Source organism: Cellulomonas timonensis, assembly GCF_900046455.1.
Lineage (GTDB): Bacteria > Actinomycetota > Actinomycetes > Actinomycetales > Cellulomonadaceae > Cellulomonas_A > Cellulomonas_A timonensis.
This window is the reverse complement of record NZ_FCOT01000012.1, coordinates 884,001-900,351: the sequence shown is the minus strand read 5'-3', so window position 1 is coordinate 900,351 and position 16,351 is coordinate 884,001. Positions and strand designations below refer to the sequence as shown.

The 16,351-nt window shown below is 72.0% G+C and carries 8 protein-coding genes; 7 read left to right on the top strand and 1 reads right to left on the bottom strand.

Features of this window, described 5'->3' with window-relative positions; genetic code table 11:
* Positions 1-156 precede the first annotated feature (156 nt).
* The 3 genes from purL (at position 157) to BN3788_RS12600 (ending at position 5,634) form a co-directional block, all read left to right on the top strand.
* Complete coding sequence (gene purL / locus BN3788_RS12610) at positions 157-2,568, top strand: phosphoribosylformylglycinamidine synthase subunit PurL (RefSeq protein ID WP_066586479.1); 2,412 nt, start codon at positions 157-159, stop codon at positions 2,566-2,568.
* A 133-nt stretch (positions 2,569-2,701) separates the two neighbouring features.
* Positions 2,702-4,048, top strand: a complete 1,347-nt coding sequence (gene gdhA, locus BN3788_RS12605; RefSeq protein WP_066586475.1) for an NADP-specific glutamate dehydrogenase — start codon at positions 2,702-2,704, stop codon at positions 4,046-4,048.
* A 221-nt stretch (positions 4,049-4,269) separates the two neighbouring features.
* Positions 4,270-5,634, top strand: coding sequence for a glycoside hydrolase family 6 protein (locus BN3788_RS12600; protein ID WP_066586473.1), 1,365 nt, complete (start codon positions 4,270-4,272; stop codon positions 5,632-5,634).
* Between the two features lie 156 nt (positions 5,635-5,790).
* Here the strand turns inward: BN3788_RS12600 and BN3788_RS12595 are convergent, their stop codons facing one another.
* Positions 5,791-6,366 carry a DoxX family protein gene (locus BN3788_RS12595; protein ID WP_066586471.1) on the bottom strand — a complete coding sequence of 192 codons (576 nt, stop codon included), beginning with the start codon at positions 6,364-6,366 and terminating at the stop codon, positions 5,791-5,793.
* A 136-nt stretch (positions 6,367-6,502) separates the two neighbouring features.
* Between BN3788_RS12595 and BN3788_RS12590 the strand changes: the two genes are divergently transcribed.
* From BN3788_RS12590 to BN3788_RS12575, 4 genes are all read left to right on the top strand, one after another.
* Positions 6,503-6,883 (top strand): sterol carrier family protein, encoded by a 381-nt coding sequence (locus tag BN3788_RS12590; RefSeq protein WP_066586470.1) that lies wholly within the window; start codon positions 6,503-6,505, stop codon positions 6,881-6,883.
* A 176-nt stretch (positions 6,884-7,059) separates the two neighbouring features.
* Positions 7,060-11,199, top strand: coding sequence for an ExeM/NucH family extracellular endonuclease (locus tag BN3788_RS12585; protein ID WP_066586469.1), 4,140 nt, complete (start codon positions 7,060-7,062; stop codon positions 11,197-11,199).
* Positions 11,200-11,267: 68 nt separating this feature from the next.
* A complete protein-coding gene (locus tag BN3788_RS12580) occupies positions 11,268-11,666 on the top strand; it encodes a histidine kinase (RefSeq protein ID WP_147525128.1) in 399 nt (132 codons plus the stop codon).
* A 416-nt stretch (positions 11,667-12,082) separates the two neighbouring features.
* Positions 12,083-16,261 (top strand): endo-1,4-beta-xylanase, encoded by a 4,179-nt coding sequence (locus tag BN3788_RS12575; RefSeq protein ID WP_066586467.1) that lies wholly within the window; start codon positions 12,083-12,085, stop codon positions 16,259-16,261.
* Positions 16,262-16,351 lie beyond the last annotated feature (90 nt).

Genomic DNA, 16,351 nt, shown 5'->3' with positions numbered 1-16,351 from the left:
AACTCAACCACGGGACATTTCCGTACGGATTCGTCTGGGCGCCCGACCGCCCTCTGGGCACCCAGCCCGGGCACGCAGTGGACGCCGGTAGCCTGGCCTGGTCTTCCGACGGACCCCGCGGACCCAGCCGTCCGGGCCACCCACTCGAGGGAATCGATGACCAGCGCGCCTCAGCACGACCCCGCCACGCATGCCTCCGACGCCCGGCGTCACTCGGACACGGTGGAGCACGCCGCCGCGACCCCGGATCAGGAGCAGCCCTTCGCGGAGCTGGGCCTCAAGCCCGACGAGTACCAGCGGATCCGCGACATCCTGGGCCGGCGCCCCACGGCCGCCGAGCTGGCGATGTACTCGGTGATGTGGTCTGAGCACTGCTCGTACAAGTCGTCCAAGGTGCACTTGTCGCAGTTCGGCGAGAAGACCACGCCGGAGATGAAGGAGCACCTGCTGGTGGGCATCGGCGAGAACGCGGGCGTCGTGGACATCGGCGACGGCTGGGCTGTCACGTTCAAGGTCGAGTCGCACAACCACCCGTCGTATGTCGAGCCGTACCAGGGCGCGGCGACGGGTGTCGGCGGCATCGTCCGCGACATCATCTCGATGGGCGCGCGCCCGGTGGCGGTCATGGACCAGCTGCGGTTCGGCGCGATCGACCACCCGGACACGGCTCGTGTGGTGCACGGCGTGGTGGCGGGCGTGGGCGGCTACGGCAACTCCCTCGGCCTGCCGAACATCGGCGGCGAGCTGGTGTTCGACGCCTGCTACCAGGGCAACCCGCTGGTCAACGCGCTGTGCGTGGGCGTGCTGCGCCATGAGGACATCCACCTGGCGAACGCGTCGGGCACAGGCAACAAGGTCGTCCTGTTCGGGGCCCGCACGGGCGGCGACGGCATCGGCGGCGCGTCGATCCTCGCAAGCGAGACCTTCGATGACGAGAAGCCCTCGAAGCGCCCGTCGGTGCAGGTGGGCGACCCGTTCATGGAGAAGGTGCTCATCGAGTGCTGCCTCGAGCTGTACGCCGCGCGCGTCGTCGAGGGCATCCAGGACCTGGGCGCCGCGGGCATCTCCTGCGCGACGAGCGAGCTGGCGTCCAACGGCGACGGCGGCATGCACGTCGACCTGGAGAACGTGCTGCTGCGCGACCCGACCCTGACGGCCGGCGAGATCCTCATGTCGGAGTCCCAGGAGCGCATGATGGCGGTCGTCACGCCGGAGAAGCTCGACGAGTTCCTGGCCATCACCGGCAAGTGGGACGTCGAGACGGCCATCATCGGCGAGGTCACCGGCACGGGCCGCCTGACCATCGACCACGACGGCGAGCGCATCGTGGACGTGGACCCCAAGACGGTGGCGCATGACGGCCCCGTCTACCACCGCCCGTTCGCCCGCCCGTCGTGGCAGGACGCGCTGAACGCCGACTCGATCAGCGGTGACGCGGCCGACCGCGCCGCCCGCCCGAGCGCTCCGGAGGAGCTGCGCGCGACGCTGCTGAGCCTGCTCGGCTCCCCGAACCTGGCCTCCCCGGCGTGGGTGACGGACCAGTACGACAGGTTCGTGCAGGGCAACACCGCGCTGGCCCAGCCCGACGACGCCGGGGTCATCCGGGTCGACGAGGAGACGGGCCTGGGCGTGGCGCTCGCCACCGACGCGAACGGCCGCCACACCAAGCTCGACCCCTACACCGGCGCGCAGCTCGCGCTCGCGGAGGCGTACCGCAACGTCGCGACCACGGGCGCCCGCCCGCTCGCGGTGACCGACTGCCTGAACTTCGGCAGCCCCGAGGACCCGGACGCCATGTGGCAGCTCGTCGAGGCCATCCGCGGCCTCGCCGACGGCTGCCAGGTGCTGGGCGTCCCGGTTACCGGCGGCAACGTGAGCCTGTACAACGGCACCGGCGAGCCGGGCAAGATCGACTCGTCGATCCACCCGACTCCCGTCGTCGGCGTGCTCGGCGTGCTGGACGACGTCGCCGACGCGACCCCGTCGGGCTGGACCGCCGCAGGCCAGGCCATCTACCTGCTGGGCACGACGCGTGACGAGCTGGACGGCTCGGCCTGGGCCGATGTCGCGCACCAGCACCTGGGCGGGCTGCCGCCGAAGGTGGACCTGGAGGCCGAGCGCCGTCTCGCCGAGGTGCTGGCCCACGCGAGCCGGGACGACCTGGTCGACGCCGCGCACGACCTCTCCGAGGGCGGCCTCGCCCTGGCGCTCGTCGAGTCGAGCCTGCGGTTCGGCGTGGGCGCCCAGGTGAGCCTCGCGGGGCTGTGCGAGCGGGACGGGGTGACGCCGTTCGCGGCGCTGTTCTCCGAGTCCGGCGCCCGCGCGCTCGTGGCGGTGCCGCGCAGCGAGGAGGTCCGGTTCACGGACCTGTGCACCGCGCGCGGGGTCCCGGCGCTGCGCATCGGGATCACCGCCGAGACCTGCGCCGCAGGCGCCGGCGCGGCGACGGGCGCCCATGACGACCAGCACGCCCACGTGCCGGCCGTCGAGGTGGAGGGGCTGTTCACGCTGCCCCTCGACGAGGCCCGGACGGTCTCCGCCCAGACTCTCCCCGCATACTTCGGGTGATCCAGCCGGGCACGAGAGGCCTGCGGGCGCTGCGGATGCGACGCTCAGAGGGCGGACGTCCCAGGCGGGTGCGGGTCATGAGCCCTAAGGTGCGCAGGGTTTTGTGTGCCGTGGGTACGAACGCTGTGGAGGCATGATCGTGAAGGTTCAGCTCGAGTCGGTCCTGGAGCAGGTGCTGCACCGCAACCCCGGGGAGCTGGAGTTTCACCAGGCTGTCCGCGAGGTGTTCGACAGCCTCGGCCCGGTGCTGCACAAGAACCCGCAGTACGTGGACGCGGCGGTGCTCGAGCGCATCTGCGAGCCTGAGCGGCAGATCATCTTCCGGGTGCCGTGGGTGGACGACAAGGGCCACGTGCAGAGCAACCGCGGGTTCCGCGTGGAGTTCAACTCCGCGCTCGGCCCGTACAAGGGCGGCCTGCGCTTCCACCCGTCGGTGTACCTCGGCATCGTGAAGTTCCTCGGCTTCGAGCAGATCTTCAAGAACTCCCTGACGGGCATGCCCATCGGTGGCGGCAAGGGCGGCTCCGACTTCGACCCGCGCGGCAAGTCCGACGGCGAGGTCATGCGCTTCTGCCAGTCGTTCATGACGGAGCTGTACCGCCACATCGGCGAGTACACGGACGTCCCGGCCGGCGACATCGGCGTGGGCGGCCGCGAGATCGGCTACCTGTTCGGCCAGTACAAGCGCATCACCAACCGCTACGAGTCGGGTGTGCTCACCGGCAAGGGCGTCTCCTGGGGCGGCTCGCTGGTCCGCACCGAGGCCACCGGCTACGGCACCGTGCTCTTCGCGCAGGACATGCTGCGCACCCGCGGTCTGGCGTTCGACGGGCGCCGCGTTGTGGTGTCGGGCTCCGGCAATGTCGCGATCTACGCGATCGACAAGGCCCAGCAGCTCGGCGCGAACGTCGTGGCGTGCTCGGACTCGACCGGCTCGGTCGTGGACGAGAAGGGCATCGACGTCGCGCTGCTCAAGCAGATCAAGGAGGTCGAGCGCCGCCCGATCTCGGTCTACGCCGAGCGCCGTGGCAACGGGGCCGTGTTCCGCCCGGGCGTGCGGGTGTGGGACATCCAGGCCGACGTGGCGCTGCCGTGCGCGACCCAGAACGAGCTCGACGCGAACGACGCGCGCCAGCTGATCGAGTCCGGCGTGCTCGCCGTGGCCGAGGGCGCGAACATGCCGACCACCCCGGACGCGGTGGCGATGTTCCAGGACGCCGGTGTGCTGTTCGCGCCGGGCAAGGCCGCGAACGCCGGCGGTGTCGCGACGTCCGCCCTGGAGATGCAGCAGAACGCCAGCCGTGACGCGTGGTCCTTCGACTACACCGAGGACCGCCTCTCGGCGATCATGTCCGGCATCCACGACCGTTGCGCGTTCACCGCCGACGAGTACGGGCACCCGGGCAACTACGTGATGGGCGCGAACATCGCGGGCTTCACCAAGGTGGCCGACGCGATGCTGGCGCTCGGGGTCATCTGACCCGCACGCCCCCGCAGCCCTCGGAGCCCCCGCCACGACCTCCTGGTCGGCGGGGGCTTCGTCGTCCGCGGTCCGCACGCGCTCTGAATCGTTTAGGGCGGAAGAGAAAGCGCTCACCTTCTGGCGCTGGCGACGCTGACCGGGTTGTGTCGTCCCGACACGAGCGACCCCCGTGCACATCGTCGTCACGTCGGTCGCGCCCTCGAACGATGGAGAGACGCATGTCCCACCGCAGGAAGGCCGCAGCGCTGCTGAGTGCGAGCCTGCTCACCGTGACCGGCATCGGCCTGGCCACAGCCACCACGGCCCAGGCCGCACCCGCCTGTCGCGTCGACTACGCGATCACCAACCAGTGGCCCACCGGCTTCGGCGCCGACGTCACGGTCACCAACCTCGGCGACCCGCTCACGTCCTGGACCGTCGACTGGTCCTACACCGCAGGGCAGAAGATCTCGCAGCTCTGGAACGGCACGCTCACCCAGAGCGGCGCGAACGTGACGGTCGCGAGCCTGCCGTGGAACGGCAAGCTCGCCACAGGCGCCCGCACGAGCTTCGGGTTCAACGGCTCCTGGAGCGGGTCGAACCCGATCCCCACCTCCTTCCGCGTCAACGGCACCACCTGCACCGGCACGACGCCGACGTCGAGCCCGACGACAGTGGCGCCCACCCCGACGGTCAGCCCCACGGTGACGCCCACTGTCACCCCCACGGTGACGCCCACCACCAACCCCACGACGCCGCCGCCCCAGACGGGCGACTTCTACGTCGACACCGACACCCAGGCGTACCGCGCCGCCGCAGCCGCGTCAGGGGACACCAAGACGCTGCTCAACAAGATCGCCCAGACGCCGCAGGCCTACTGGGTCGGCGACTGGGACACCCCGGCGGAGGCGCAGGCGGGTGTCCGCGACTACACCTCGCGGGCCGTGGCCGCGGGCAAGACGCCCGTGCTGGTCATCTACGCGATCCCGGGCCGTGACTGCGGCTCCCACTCGGGCGGCGGCGTCGCCGAGAGCGAGTACGCGCGCTGGATCGACACCGTCGCCGCGGGCATCCAGGGCAACCCGTGGGTGGTCCTGGAGCCGGACGCGCTCGCCCAGCTCGGGGACTGCAGCGGGCAGGGCGACCGCGTCGGGTACCTGAAGTACGCCGCGAAGGCCCTGACCCTCAAGGGCGCCCGCGTGTACCTCGACGTCGGCCACTCGGGCTGGCTCGGCACAGCTGAGGCGGCGCGCCGCCTGAACCTGGTGGGCTTCGAGCACGCGGTGGGCTTCGCGCTCAACACCTCGAACTACCAGACCACCGACGCGTCACGGTCCTACGGCCAGACGATCTCGGGCCTGACGGGTGGCAAGACGTTCGTCATCGACACCTCGCGCAACGGCAACGGCTCCAATGGCGAGTGGTGCAACCCGCGTGGGCGGGCGCTCGGCGAGCGGCCCGTGCGTGTGGGCAGCGGCGGGCTCGACGCCCTGCTCTGGGTGAAGCTGCCCGGCGAGAGCGACGGCGCGTGCAACGGCGGCCCGGCCGCCGGCCAGTGGTGGCAGGAGATCGCGATCGAGATGGCGCGCAACGCCCGCTGGTGAGCGCTGGCGTCAGCCGCTGAGCGAGTACTCCTGACGGGCGTCGGTCGGCCTCTTCCCTGCGGATGAGGCCGGCCGGCGCCTGTCGGTGGTCCCGCCGTGCCGTTGGCCGGCGGCACGGCGGGTCAGCGGAGCCAGCGCGTCAGCGGAGCCAGCGCGTCAGCGGAGCCAGTGCTGGCGGCCCACTAGCGAGCCCCACCAGCGGCCCAAGCCCCACGTGTCGCCTGCGTAGAGCACGGCGCAGACGATCATCACCAGCGCGTAGATGATGTGGTAGTCGACGATCGGGTTGCTGGAGCCCTCCAGCGGCGGCCACTCGGCCGCCCACATGCACAGCATGAGGATGGTGCCCGCCACGGCGGTGATCCGCAGTGCGACGCCTGCCATGAGCCCGATGCCGATGCCCAGCAGCGCCGCCATGAACAGCCAGTCGGTGAAGGTGCCGGCGATCGATGCGAAGAAGTCCTTGAATGGCCCCACCGCCGCGAACTTCATGAAGCCCTGGCTGGGCGTCCCGCCATCGATCCAGGCGACCGACGGCGTGCCCCCCTCGACAGGCGCCCCGGTGCTGTAGTGCAGCCCGAACGTCTTGTCGAGGAACGCCCACAAGAAGATGAACCCTGTCGCGAGCCGCAGCACAGCGAGCCATCGCCGCCCGGACCCTGAGGTGACCACCCGGCTCTGAGCCGACATGGTGGAGCCCGCGGCGCCCGCCACGGGTGGTGTGCTGGCCATGATGCGCCCCCTGATCGCTCGTGGAACCTGCGATTCCCCCAGTTTCCCCCCGTATCGGCCAGAGCGCGCCGCGCCAGCGTGCGTCGCCTCTGTGGCGCCCCGCGGGACAGCGCGCGGGCTCGGGCATGATCGAGCCATGGGTGTGAGACGGCGGACCGATCCGGCGCAGGGGCGCGAGGCCGTGTGGCAGTGGCGCGACGCGGGTGGGGACGTGCCGGTGGCTGTGCGCCGCACCGCTGTGCGGTTCACGCTCGAGGAGCTGGCCGACGTGGCGCCGGGCCGCTCAGTGGAGGTGCGGGTGCCGCCCGACGGCGCCGTGCAGGCCGTCGAAGGGCCGCGCCACACGCGCGGCACCCCGCCCAACGTGGTGGAGACCGACGCGCAGACGTGGCTGGGGCTCGCGACCGGCGAGCTCACATGGGAGGACGCGGTCGCCGCGGGCAGGGTCTCGGCCTCGGGGGAGCGCGCGGACCTGGCGGCTTGGCTGCCGTTGCAGGCGACGCGCCGACGCGCCTGACCGGGTGCCAAGTGGCCAGGGCGTGTCGCCCCGATGACGCGCGGGTCACCGCTCGGTGACGAGTTACCGACCAGTCCGTTCTGGGGGTAGCGGTGGGCGATTCGCCGGGTTTAGCGTGCGAGCACGCCAGGTGCCACCCGCACCGACGGCATGGCTCGGCCAAGGAGGACCGTCCGATGCTCACCCCACGGCGCCACACCAAGCGCCTTCTGCTCCCCGTCTCCACCCTCAGCGCCCTGGCCCTCGTGGTCGGGGCGCTTCCCGCGTCCGCCGATCCGGCGCCGGACGGCTCGGCAGCCGCGTCCGCCGACGAGTCGGCCGTCACGGCGGCCGTCGCCGCCACCCACACCATCGCCGACGTCCAGGGAACCGGCGCCGCGTCGCCGCTGGTCGGCCAGGAGGTGACTGTCGAGGGTGTCGTCACCGCCGACCACCGTGCCTCGGGCTACCGCGGGCTATACGTGCAGACGGCAGGATCGGGCGGCGCGGAAGACGCCACGCCAGGGGCCTCCGACGGCGTCTTCGTCTTCCTGCGCGCGGGCACGACCGACGCGGTGCTCGGCGATGCCGTGAGCGTCACCGGCACGGTCTCCGAGTACTTCGGGCTCACGCAGATCGGCACGTCCACCGTCGGCGCCACCGTCGCCGTCGTCGGGGGCGACGCCACTCCGCCGCAGCCCACCGAGCTGCCCGCGACGCTTCTGGGCGCGGATCGCGAGCAGCTCGAGGGCATGCTCGTCGTCCCGCAGGGCGACTACCGCGTGACGTCCTCCCACCAGCTCCTCAACTTCGGCACGGTGTGGCTCGCGGCGGGCGACGAGCTGCCCGTCAAGGCCACGGACGTGCTGCGGCCCGGCCCCGAGGCGCAGGCGCTCACGGCCCAGAACCTCGCACGCCGGCTGCTGCTCGACGACGGCCGCAACGTCACCCTGAGCGACCCCACGGCCCAGCCGTACGCCACGCCCGACGCGCCGGTCCGCAATGGCGCGGCCGTCGCCTGGCCGCAGGCGCCGTACGTGCTGAGCTACGGCTTCGACGACTGGCGGCTGCACCCGACGCTGCCGATCGACGCCAGCACCCCGGCTGCCCAGAAGGCCGCCTTCACCGGCGCCGAGCGCCCGGCAGCGCCCGAGGCCGTCGGCGGCGACCTGCAGGTGGGCGCCTTCAACGTGCTCAACTACTTCACCACCCTGACATCGGTGGACCCGGACGCCCGAGGGGCCGCCACCGCGGCGCAGTTCGCGGTGCAGCGGTCCAAGATCGTCGCGGCGATCAGCGGGCTCGGCGCCGACGTGGTCGCCCTGCAGGAGATCGAGAACTCCACGCAGTTCGGCGACGGGACGCCCGATGTGGCGCTCGCGGACCTGGTGGCCGGCCTCAACGACGCCGCCGGCGCCGAGGAGTGGGCGTATGTGCCGACCCCCAAGGCGCTCGTCGGGCCGGGAGCGCCCGCCACCGACGTCATCCAGAGCGCGATCATCTACCGCCCCGCGGCGGCGACCCCGGTGGGCGACAGCGCCACCCAGGTCGACGAGACGGTGTGGGGCAACGCGCGCGAGCCCATCGCGCAGACCTTCGTCCCGACGGTCGCGGGCGGCGCGGGGGAGGCCCAGCCGTTCACGGTGATCGCCAACCACTTCAAGTCCAAGAGCGGCTCCGGCACACAGCCCGCCGACGGCCAGGGGTTCTTCAACGCCGACCGGATCGCGCAGGCGCAGGCCGTCGTGGCCTTCGCGGACGCGCTGCGGGCGAACAGCGGCTCCGACGACGTGGTGGTGCTCGGCGACCTGAACTCCTACGGCCAGGAGGACCCTGTGCAGGTCTTCGCCGACGCCGGGTGGGTCGACCTCGTCGCCACGCTGGCGCCAGGGGAGGACACCTACACGTTCGACGGGGAGCTCGGCTCGCTGGACCACGCCATCGGCACGCCGTCCTTCGCCGAGCGGGTCACCGGCTCGGATGTGTGGACCATCAACGCGCCCGAGTGGCTGGGCCTGGAGTACACGCGGCCGTGGGCTGACGCGGCGTCGGTGTACCGATCCTCCGACCACGACCCGGTGCTGCTCGGCCTCGACGCCGGGGGCGGTCCGGCCACCGGCACGGCCACCATCGACCTGCTGACCTTCAACGACTTCCACGGCCGGCTCGAGGCGGGCGGCGGCACCAGCCCGGTGGCGGGCGCCGCCGTCGTCGCGGGCGCCATCGAGGCGTTCCGGGCGCAGAACCCGGCGACGCTGGTGGCCTCGGCGGGCGACTCGATCGGGGCGTCCACGTTCACGTCCTTCGTCCAGCAGGACACCCCGACGCTCGACTTCCTCGACCTGATCGGTGTGGACGCGTCGGCGCTCGGCAACCACGAGCTCGACCAAGGGCGCGCGGACATGGACGATCGCGTCATCCCCAGCACGGACTTCCCGTGGTTGGCGGCCAACCTCTACGACCGGGCCACGGGCGCGCCCGCATTCGATGAGTACGCGCTGAGCGACGTCGACGGCGTGACCGTCGGCTTCATCGGCGCCATCACCGAGGACCTGCCCACACTCGTCACCCCGGCGGGCATCGCGTCGCTCGAGGTGCGCCCGGTGGTCGCCGAGGTCAACCGCGTCGCCGCCGGGCTCACCGACGGCGACCCGGCCAACGGCGAGGCGGACGTCATCGTGCTGCTGGTGCATGAGGGCGCCGCGGGGACGGATCTCGCGGACGTCACCGACGACTCGGCATTCGGCCGGATCGCCACGCAGGTCAGCGGCGAGGTGGACGCCATCGTCGGCGGCCACACCCATCAGCGGTACCTGCACCGGCTTCCCGTCGAGGGCTGGGCGGAGGGCCTGACCCGTCCCGTGATCCAGTCCAGCCAGTACGGCGAGGCGCTGGGCCACCTCACGTTCACCGTGGACCGGGCCACCGGCGAGGTCACCGGCATCGACGCGGAGAACGTCAGCTTGGCCCCGGGCGGGGTGGCGGCGTTCCCGGCCGACCCGGCGGTGGCCGCGCTGGTCGCCGACGCCGTCGCGGCGGCGAGCGAGCTGGGCTCGCGGTCGCTCGGCACGATCGCGGCCGACTTCAACCGGGCCCGTGACACCCCGACCTCCACGAACGCGAACGGGCCGGAGAACCGGGGCGGCGAGTCCACCCTGGGCAACCTGGTGGCCGACGTGCAGCTGTGGTCGACGCGCGAGCTCGGGGCGCAGATCGCCTTCATGAACCCGGGTGGCCTGCGGGCGGACCTGCGCTACGCGTCCACCGGCGCCGGGGACCCTGATGGCAACGTCACCTACCGGGAGGCCGCGACGGTGCAGCCGTTCGCGAACACCCTGGTCACCACGCAGCTCACAGGCGCGCAGGTACGCCAGGTGCTCGAGGAGCAGTGGCAGCCCGCAGGGTCCAGCCGGCCGTTCCTCAAGCTCGGCGTCTCGCAGGGCCTGAAGTACGTGTACGACCCGACGGCCCCCGCCGGGCAGCACGTCACCCAGATCACCCTCGACGGCGTCGCCCTGGACCCGGCGGCGGTCTACACCGTCGTGGTGAACTCGTTCCTCGCGTCGGGCGGCGACAACTTCGCCACCCTGGCGCAGGGCGCGGGCGCACGGGACTCCGGGCGGGTGGACCTGCAGGCGTTCGTGGACTACCTCGCGGCGTCCTCGCCGGTGGGCCCGGACCTCGCCCAGCGGGCTGTGGGCGCACGGGTGACGAGCGCTCCCGCGGGTGGCGTCTACGCGCCGGGCGGCACGGTCACGGCCGAGCTGTCGTCATTGCTGTTCAGTGGCGGCGAGACGCAGGCGCAGACGGTCGACGTGACCGTCGGCGGGGTCGCGGCGGGCGCGTTCCCCGTCGACCCGACGCGCGTCGACGGCACTGACGAGGTCGGCAGGGCGTCGATCTCAGCGACGATCCCCATGACGGCCACCACCGGGCCGCTCGACATCGTCGCGACGGTCCCCGGCACCGGCACGAGCGTCACCCTGACCGTGCAGGTGCAGGCGGCGCCCGTGGCCACGTGCACCGTCGACTACCGGAAGGCGGGGCTGTGGCCGGGCGGGTTCATCGCCCTCGTCACCCTCACCAACGACTCGGCCACCACCCTGAACGGCTGGGAGCTGGGCTGGACGTTCACGAAGGGCGAGCGGGTCTACGACGCCTGGAACGGCCGGCTGACGCAGCACGGCGCCCAGGTGACGGTGCGCAACGAGTCGTGGAACCGCACCGTGCGACCGGGACGCTCGGTGAGCTTCGGCTTCCTCGCGTCGGCGCCGCGCACCGGGCCGGGCACGCCCACCGGGTTCACGCTCGGCGGGACGCCCTGCACGGTGTCCTGAGAGGTTGATGGCGGTCGCGGCCCCGGGTGAGAGTCCGGGGCCGCGGCGCGCTGGCCTACGATCGTCAGGTGTCAGACCAGCAGCCCTCGCACGGCCAGCCGCAGACTCCGCCGCCGTCGCAGCCCGAGCCGCAGACCCGGCCCGAGCCGGATGTCGAGCACCCGAAGCCCGTGCCCAGCGAGGCCGAGCTCCGACGGGTCGCGACGCCCGCCACGGTGCGCCGGGCGCCTAAGGTCAGCGTCTTCATGGCCGTCGGCGCGCTCGTCGGCATCGTCGTGGCGCTCGTGCTCGTGCAGCTGAGCGCGGAGGACGGCACGCGCGGCTCGGACGGCGCCGGCTTCATCTCGTTCCTCGACGGGCTCGGCTCCGTGCGGTTCCTCGTGGGCCTCGCGCTGGGCGTCCTCGGGGCCTTCGTCGGCGGCGCGATCGCCGTCCTCCTCGATCGGCGTAGCGGCCGCACGCGCTGACCCGCGCCTCCCAGGCCCGCCGGGCCGCCCATCCACCCGCCTCCAGGCGGGTTCGAGGCGGTTCGGCGGGCTTTGCGCTGTGCGTCCTCGCAGGTCAGGGCGTTGTCGACGACCTGTGCCCGGGTCGCCCGTCGATGGATTCCGTATGTCACCCGAACGATTCCGTGTCGCGACACGCCGAGCGACTGAATAGTTGATCGGGTGAACATATTGCTGGACGCTTGTCTGAATGTCCGAGTTCTGCGTAGATTCCCAGGTCACTAACCATGTCAGGGTGCGCAAAGGAGCGTCGTCGTGGGTCGGACTCAAGGAACTCGCAGGTTTCTGCGAACCCTCGGAATTAGTTTGGTCATCGGCGGCGTCGCGTCCGCTCAGATGCTGGGGTCCCCCCGCTCCCCGCGAAGGCGGCCGGGCCGGTGGAGGTGCTGTCGGCGAACTTCGACGACGAGACCCTCGGCTCCCTCCAGCAGAGCGGCAGCCCCACGCTCGCGTACGTCACGGAAGGCGCCGGCAAGGCGCTGAGCGTGACCAACCGTGCGAACACCTGGGACTCGGTCGGGTCGGCCGAGGGCGTGCTGGAGCACGGGGTGGCCTACACGCTGTCCGCGCGCGTCAAGCTCGTCGACGCTGACGCCGACGCGATCGGCCGGTTCACGATGTACGACGGCAGCTACACGCCCGTCGGCGCGGCCGCCCTGAGCACCACGGCCTGGACCACCGTGTCCGGCTCCTACACCCTGCCGGCGGCAGCGGACGCGGCGACGGTCAAGTTCGCGCTCGAGGCCGGCTCGTGGGCCGGGTCCAAGCCCGGGTTCCTGCTCGACGACGTGCTCGTCACGAAGGCCGCCACCGGTGGCGGCATCGTGATCGACCCGGCCTTCGTGCCCGGCGGCGCCGTCTCCCCGGTGCTCGCGCCCTCCAAGCTCGCGCGCGGCACCGGCAACGTCTCCGCGCTGACCTTCGACGACGGCCCCAACGGCGCCTACACGACGGACCTGCTGGACTTCCTGGCCGCGAACGACGTCCAGGCCACGTTCTGCGTCATCGGCCAGAACATCCAGGCCACCGGCGGCGGCGACATCCTCAAGCGCATGGTCCGTGAGGGCCACACGCTCTGCAACCACTCCACCGGGTACGCCGACATGGGCTCCATGACGCCGGAGCAGGCCCAGGCCGACCTGATGGCGAACCTCGAGATCATCCGCACCGCGCTCGGCAACCCGAACGCGCAGGTGCCGTACTTCCGGGCGCCCAACGGCAGCTGGGGCCAGACCTCGGCCGTCGCGGTCGCGCTCGGCATGCAGCCGCTGGCTGTCGACAACCTCATCGCCGACTGGGAGACGCAGGACGAGGCCCTGCTCACCACGCGGCTCCGCGCGGCCATGAAGCCGGGCGAGATCGTCCTCGTGCATGACGGTGGCGGCGCCCGCGCCGGCTCCGTCGCCGCCACGAAGGCTGTCGTCGCCGAGCGTCTCGCCGCTGGCTGGACCTTCACGCTGCCCGTCGGAGGCGCCCCGGCGCCCGCGGCCCCGTCGCTGCAGGCTGACTTCGAGGACAACACGCTCCAGGGCTGGGGCCCGCGGGACGACGGCAACGGCGACCCGACGGTGGCCGTTGTCGCCGATGGCCACAACAGCACGTACGCGGCCCGCGTCAGCGACCGCGTGTCCCAGGGCCAGGGCATCTCGTTCGACGTGTCGGGGCTCCTCACCGCGGGGACTGCCTACGAGCTCGAGGCGTGGATCAAGTTCGATTCCGCCCCGGGGGACATGACCTTCAGCTCCGCCACGACGTCGGGCGGAACCACCACGTACTCCAACCTCGTCCAGCTCACGGGCCTGACCACCGGGTGGACCAAGGTCACGGGCACGTTCACGCTGCCGCAGTTCACCGACTCCGCGTCCGTCTACTTCGAGACGAAGTGGGCGAACAACGCCGCGGGCAACACCTCGACGTTCCTCATCGACGACATCACCGTCCGTCAGCCGGCGCCCAGCGTCATCGAGGACCTTCCCGCGCTGATGGACTCGGTCGGGGTGCCCCTCGGTGTCGCGATCGACAGCCGGGAGACCACCGGATCGGCCAGCGACCTCCTGCTGCGCCACTTCAACCAGATCACGCCTGAGAACCACATGAAGCCCGAGGCCTGGTACGCCGCGGACGGCACGTTCAGCCCGCACGTCGAGGCTGACGCGCTGATGAAGTACTCGCAGGACAACGACCTGCGGATGTACGGCCACGTGCTCGTCTGGCACAGCCAGACGCCGGACTGGTTCTTCCAGGACAGCGCCGGGGCCCCGCTCCCCGCGACGCCTGCCGGGCAGCAGATCCTCAAGGACCGGCTGCGCGACCACATCTTCAACGTCGCCGAGTACCTGTCTGACGAGTACGGGGAGTTCGGCTCGGCCACCAACCCGCTCGTCGCCTGGGACGTCGTCAACGAGGTCGTCTCGGACGGCGCGGAGAACGCCGACGGCCTGCGGCGCAGCGAGTGGTTCCGCATCCTCGGCGAGCAGTACATCGACCTCGCGTTCCAGTACGCGGACGAGGCGTTCAACGACGAGTTCGCGTCGGCGAGCGGCCCCGCCCGGCCGGTGGCGCTGTTCATCAACGACTACAACACCGAGCAGAGCGGCAAGCAGCAGCGGTACTTCGACCTCGTCGAGCGCCTGCTCGAGCGGGGCGTGCCGCTGGACGGCGTGGGCCACCAGTTCCATGTGAACCTCGACATGCCGGTCTCCGCGCTCGAGTCCGCGATCACGCGATTCGAGGGAATGGGCGTGACGCAGGCGGTCACCGAGTTCGACGTCACGACCGGCACCCCGGTCACGCAGGCTCGGCTGATCGACCAGGGCTACTACTTCCGCGACGCGTTCGAGATGTTCCGCGCCCACGAGAGCTCGCTGTTCTCGATCACGGTGTGGGGACTCACGGACGGCCGCAGCTGGCGGGACTCCTCGGGCGCGCCCCTGGTGTTCAACGACGCGATGCTGGCCAAGCCCGCCTACTACGGCGCCGCCGGGGCCTCGCTCCCGGCCCGCCTGCGCACGGCGGACGTGTTCGGCGGCGACGTCGCCCTCACCCCGGAGGCGACCAGCTCGCCCGAGTGGGACCGTCTGCGGCTGCGGGCTGTCGACGAGAACTCGGCGTTCCAGCTCCGCTGGGCGCCGGACCACCTCACGGCGTACGTCAAGGTCGCCGACAGCGTCGTGGACGTCGCCGACAAGGTGACGCTCGTCGTCGGAGGCGACACCTTCTCCTTCCACCGCAACGGCAGTGGTGACGTCGACGGCGTCGCGACTGAGGTCGACGGCGGCTGGGTCGCCGTCGTGCACCTGCCCCTCAACGGGGCGGTCGAGGGCAGCACGCTCCAGTTCGACGTCCGCGTCGCCTACGGCTCGTCGACGGGCGCCTGGAACACCCCGGGCGCGATGGGGACGCTCACGCTCCTGGAGCCGATCTCGTACCTCGACGTCGCGCAGGCGTCGGCGGCGCCGGCGATCGACGGCGCGGTCGACGAGGTGTGGGCCGACTCCGGCGTCATAGCCACGGACAAGCAGGTCCAGGGCGCGGGCGGCGCCATCGCGCAGGTCCGCACGCTGTGGAAGGGCGACACCCTGTACGTCCTGGCGGACGTGACCGACCCGATCGTGGACGTCACGGGCTCCGACCCGTGGATCCAGGACTCGGTCGAGCTCTTCGTCGACGCGGGCAACCACAAGAACGGCGGCTACCGCGCCGAGGACACGCAGATCCGGATCAGCGCCGACAACGTGGTCTCGTTCGGGACCGGTGACGAGAGCGCCCAGAGGGCTCGCCTCGAGTCCGCTGTGGTGCGGACCGCCACCGGCTACCGGGTCGAGGCCGCCGTCGACCTGCTCGGCGAGGGTGGCCTGGCCACGTTCCACGGCCTGGACTTCCAGGTCAACGACGCGTCCGCCGGGGCGCGCACCGGGATCACCAACTGGGCCGACCCCACGGGCGCGGGCTACCAGTCCACCGCCCGCTGGGGCGTGGGCCAGCTCGTCGCGGCGATCGACTCGCCCGTCGGCCCGCAGGAGCCCGTGCCGTCGATGTCGCTCAGCGACGTCACGGTCGCGCCCGGCGGGGCGTTCGAGGTGCGGCTGGCCGGCTTCACCCCCGGCGACGAGGTCACGATCCAGCTCATCGACGGGACTGCCGAGAACGCTGGAGCCCAGAGGCGTGCCGCTCGGGCACGCGTCGCTCCGGGGCTGACGATCGGCACGGCAGTGGTCGGCGCCGACGGCAGCGCCGTCGTGGCCGCCCAGGTCCCGGCGGACACCCCGTTCGGGGTGTACCGGATCGGGGCTGCGGTCAACGGCGTGATCTTGGTGGAAGCGAGCCTCACCGTCGCCGCCGCGGACGCCGGCACACCGGGCGCGCCGGGCACGTCGCCGGGCACGACGCCGGGCACGACTCCGGGGGCGACCACCCCCGGCGGCTGGCTCGCGTCGACGGGCATGGGCCTCGGACTCGGGCTGCTGGCCCTCGTCCTGGTCATGGCTGGCGTGGCGTTCGTCGTCGTCTCGCGCCGGCGCGACGCGCTCCAGCCGAGCGGCTCCTCGGGGTCATGACCTCGAGGTGAACCCCGGCTGGGGGCGCCCCACGGCGCCCCCAGCCACCCCGAAGCCCCACGGGTCTGCCCTGGCTCCCGGCCGACCCGT

Bases quoted from the DNA above. Each gene is read 5' to 3' on its own strand.
- purL (WP_066586479.1), top strand. From the start codon at position 157: ATGACCAGCGCGCCTCAGCACGACCCCGCCACGCATGCCTCCGACGCC.
- gdhA (WP_066586475.1), top strand. From the start codon at position 2,702: ATGATCGTGAAGGTTCAGCTCGAGTCGGTCCTGGAGCAGGTGCTGCAC.
- BN3788_RS12600 (WP_066586473.1), top strand. From the start codon at position 4,270: ATGTCCCACCGCAGGAAGGCCGCAGCGCTGCTGAGTGCGAGCCTGCTC.
- BN3788_RS12595 (WP_066586471.1), bottom strand. From the start codon at position 6,366: ATGGCCAGCACACCACCCGTGGCGGGCGCCGCGGGCTCCACCATGTCG.
- BN3788_RS12590 (WP_066586470.1), top strand. From the start codon at position 6,503: ATGGGTGTGAGACGGCGGACCGATCCGGCGCAGGGGCGCGAGGCCGTG.
- BN3788_RS12585 (WP_066586469.1), top strand. From the start codon at position 7,060: ATGCTCACCCCACGGCGCCACACCAAGCGCCTTCTGCTCCCCGTCTCC.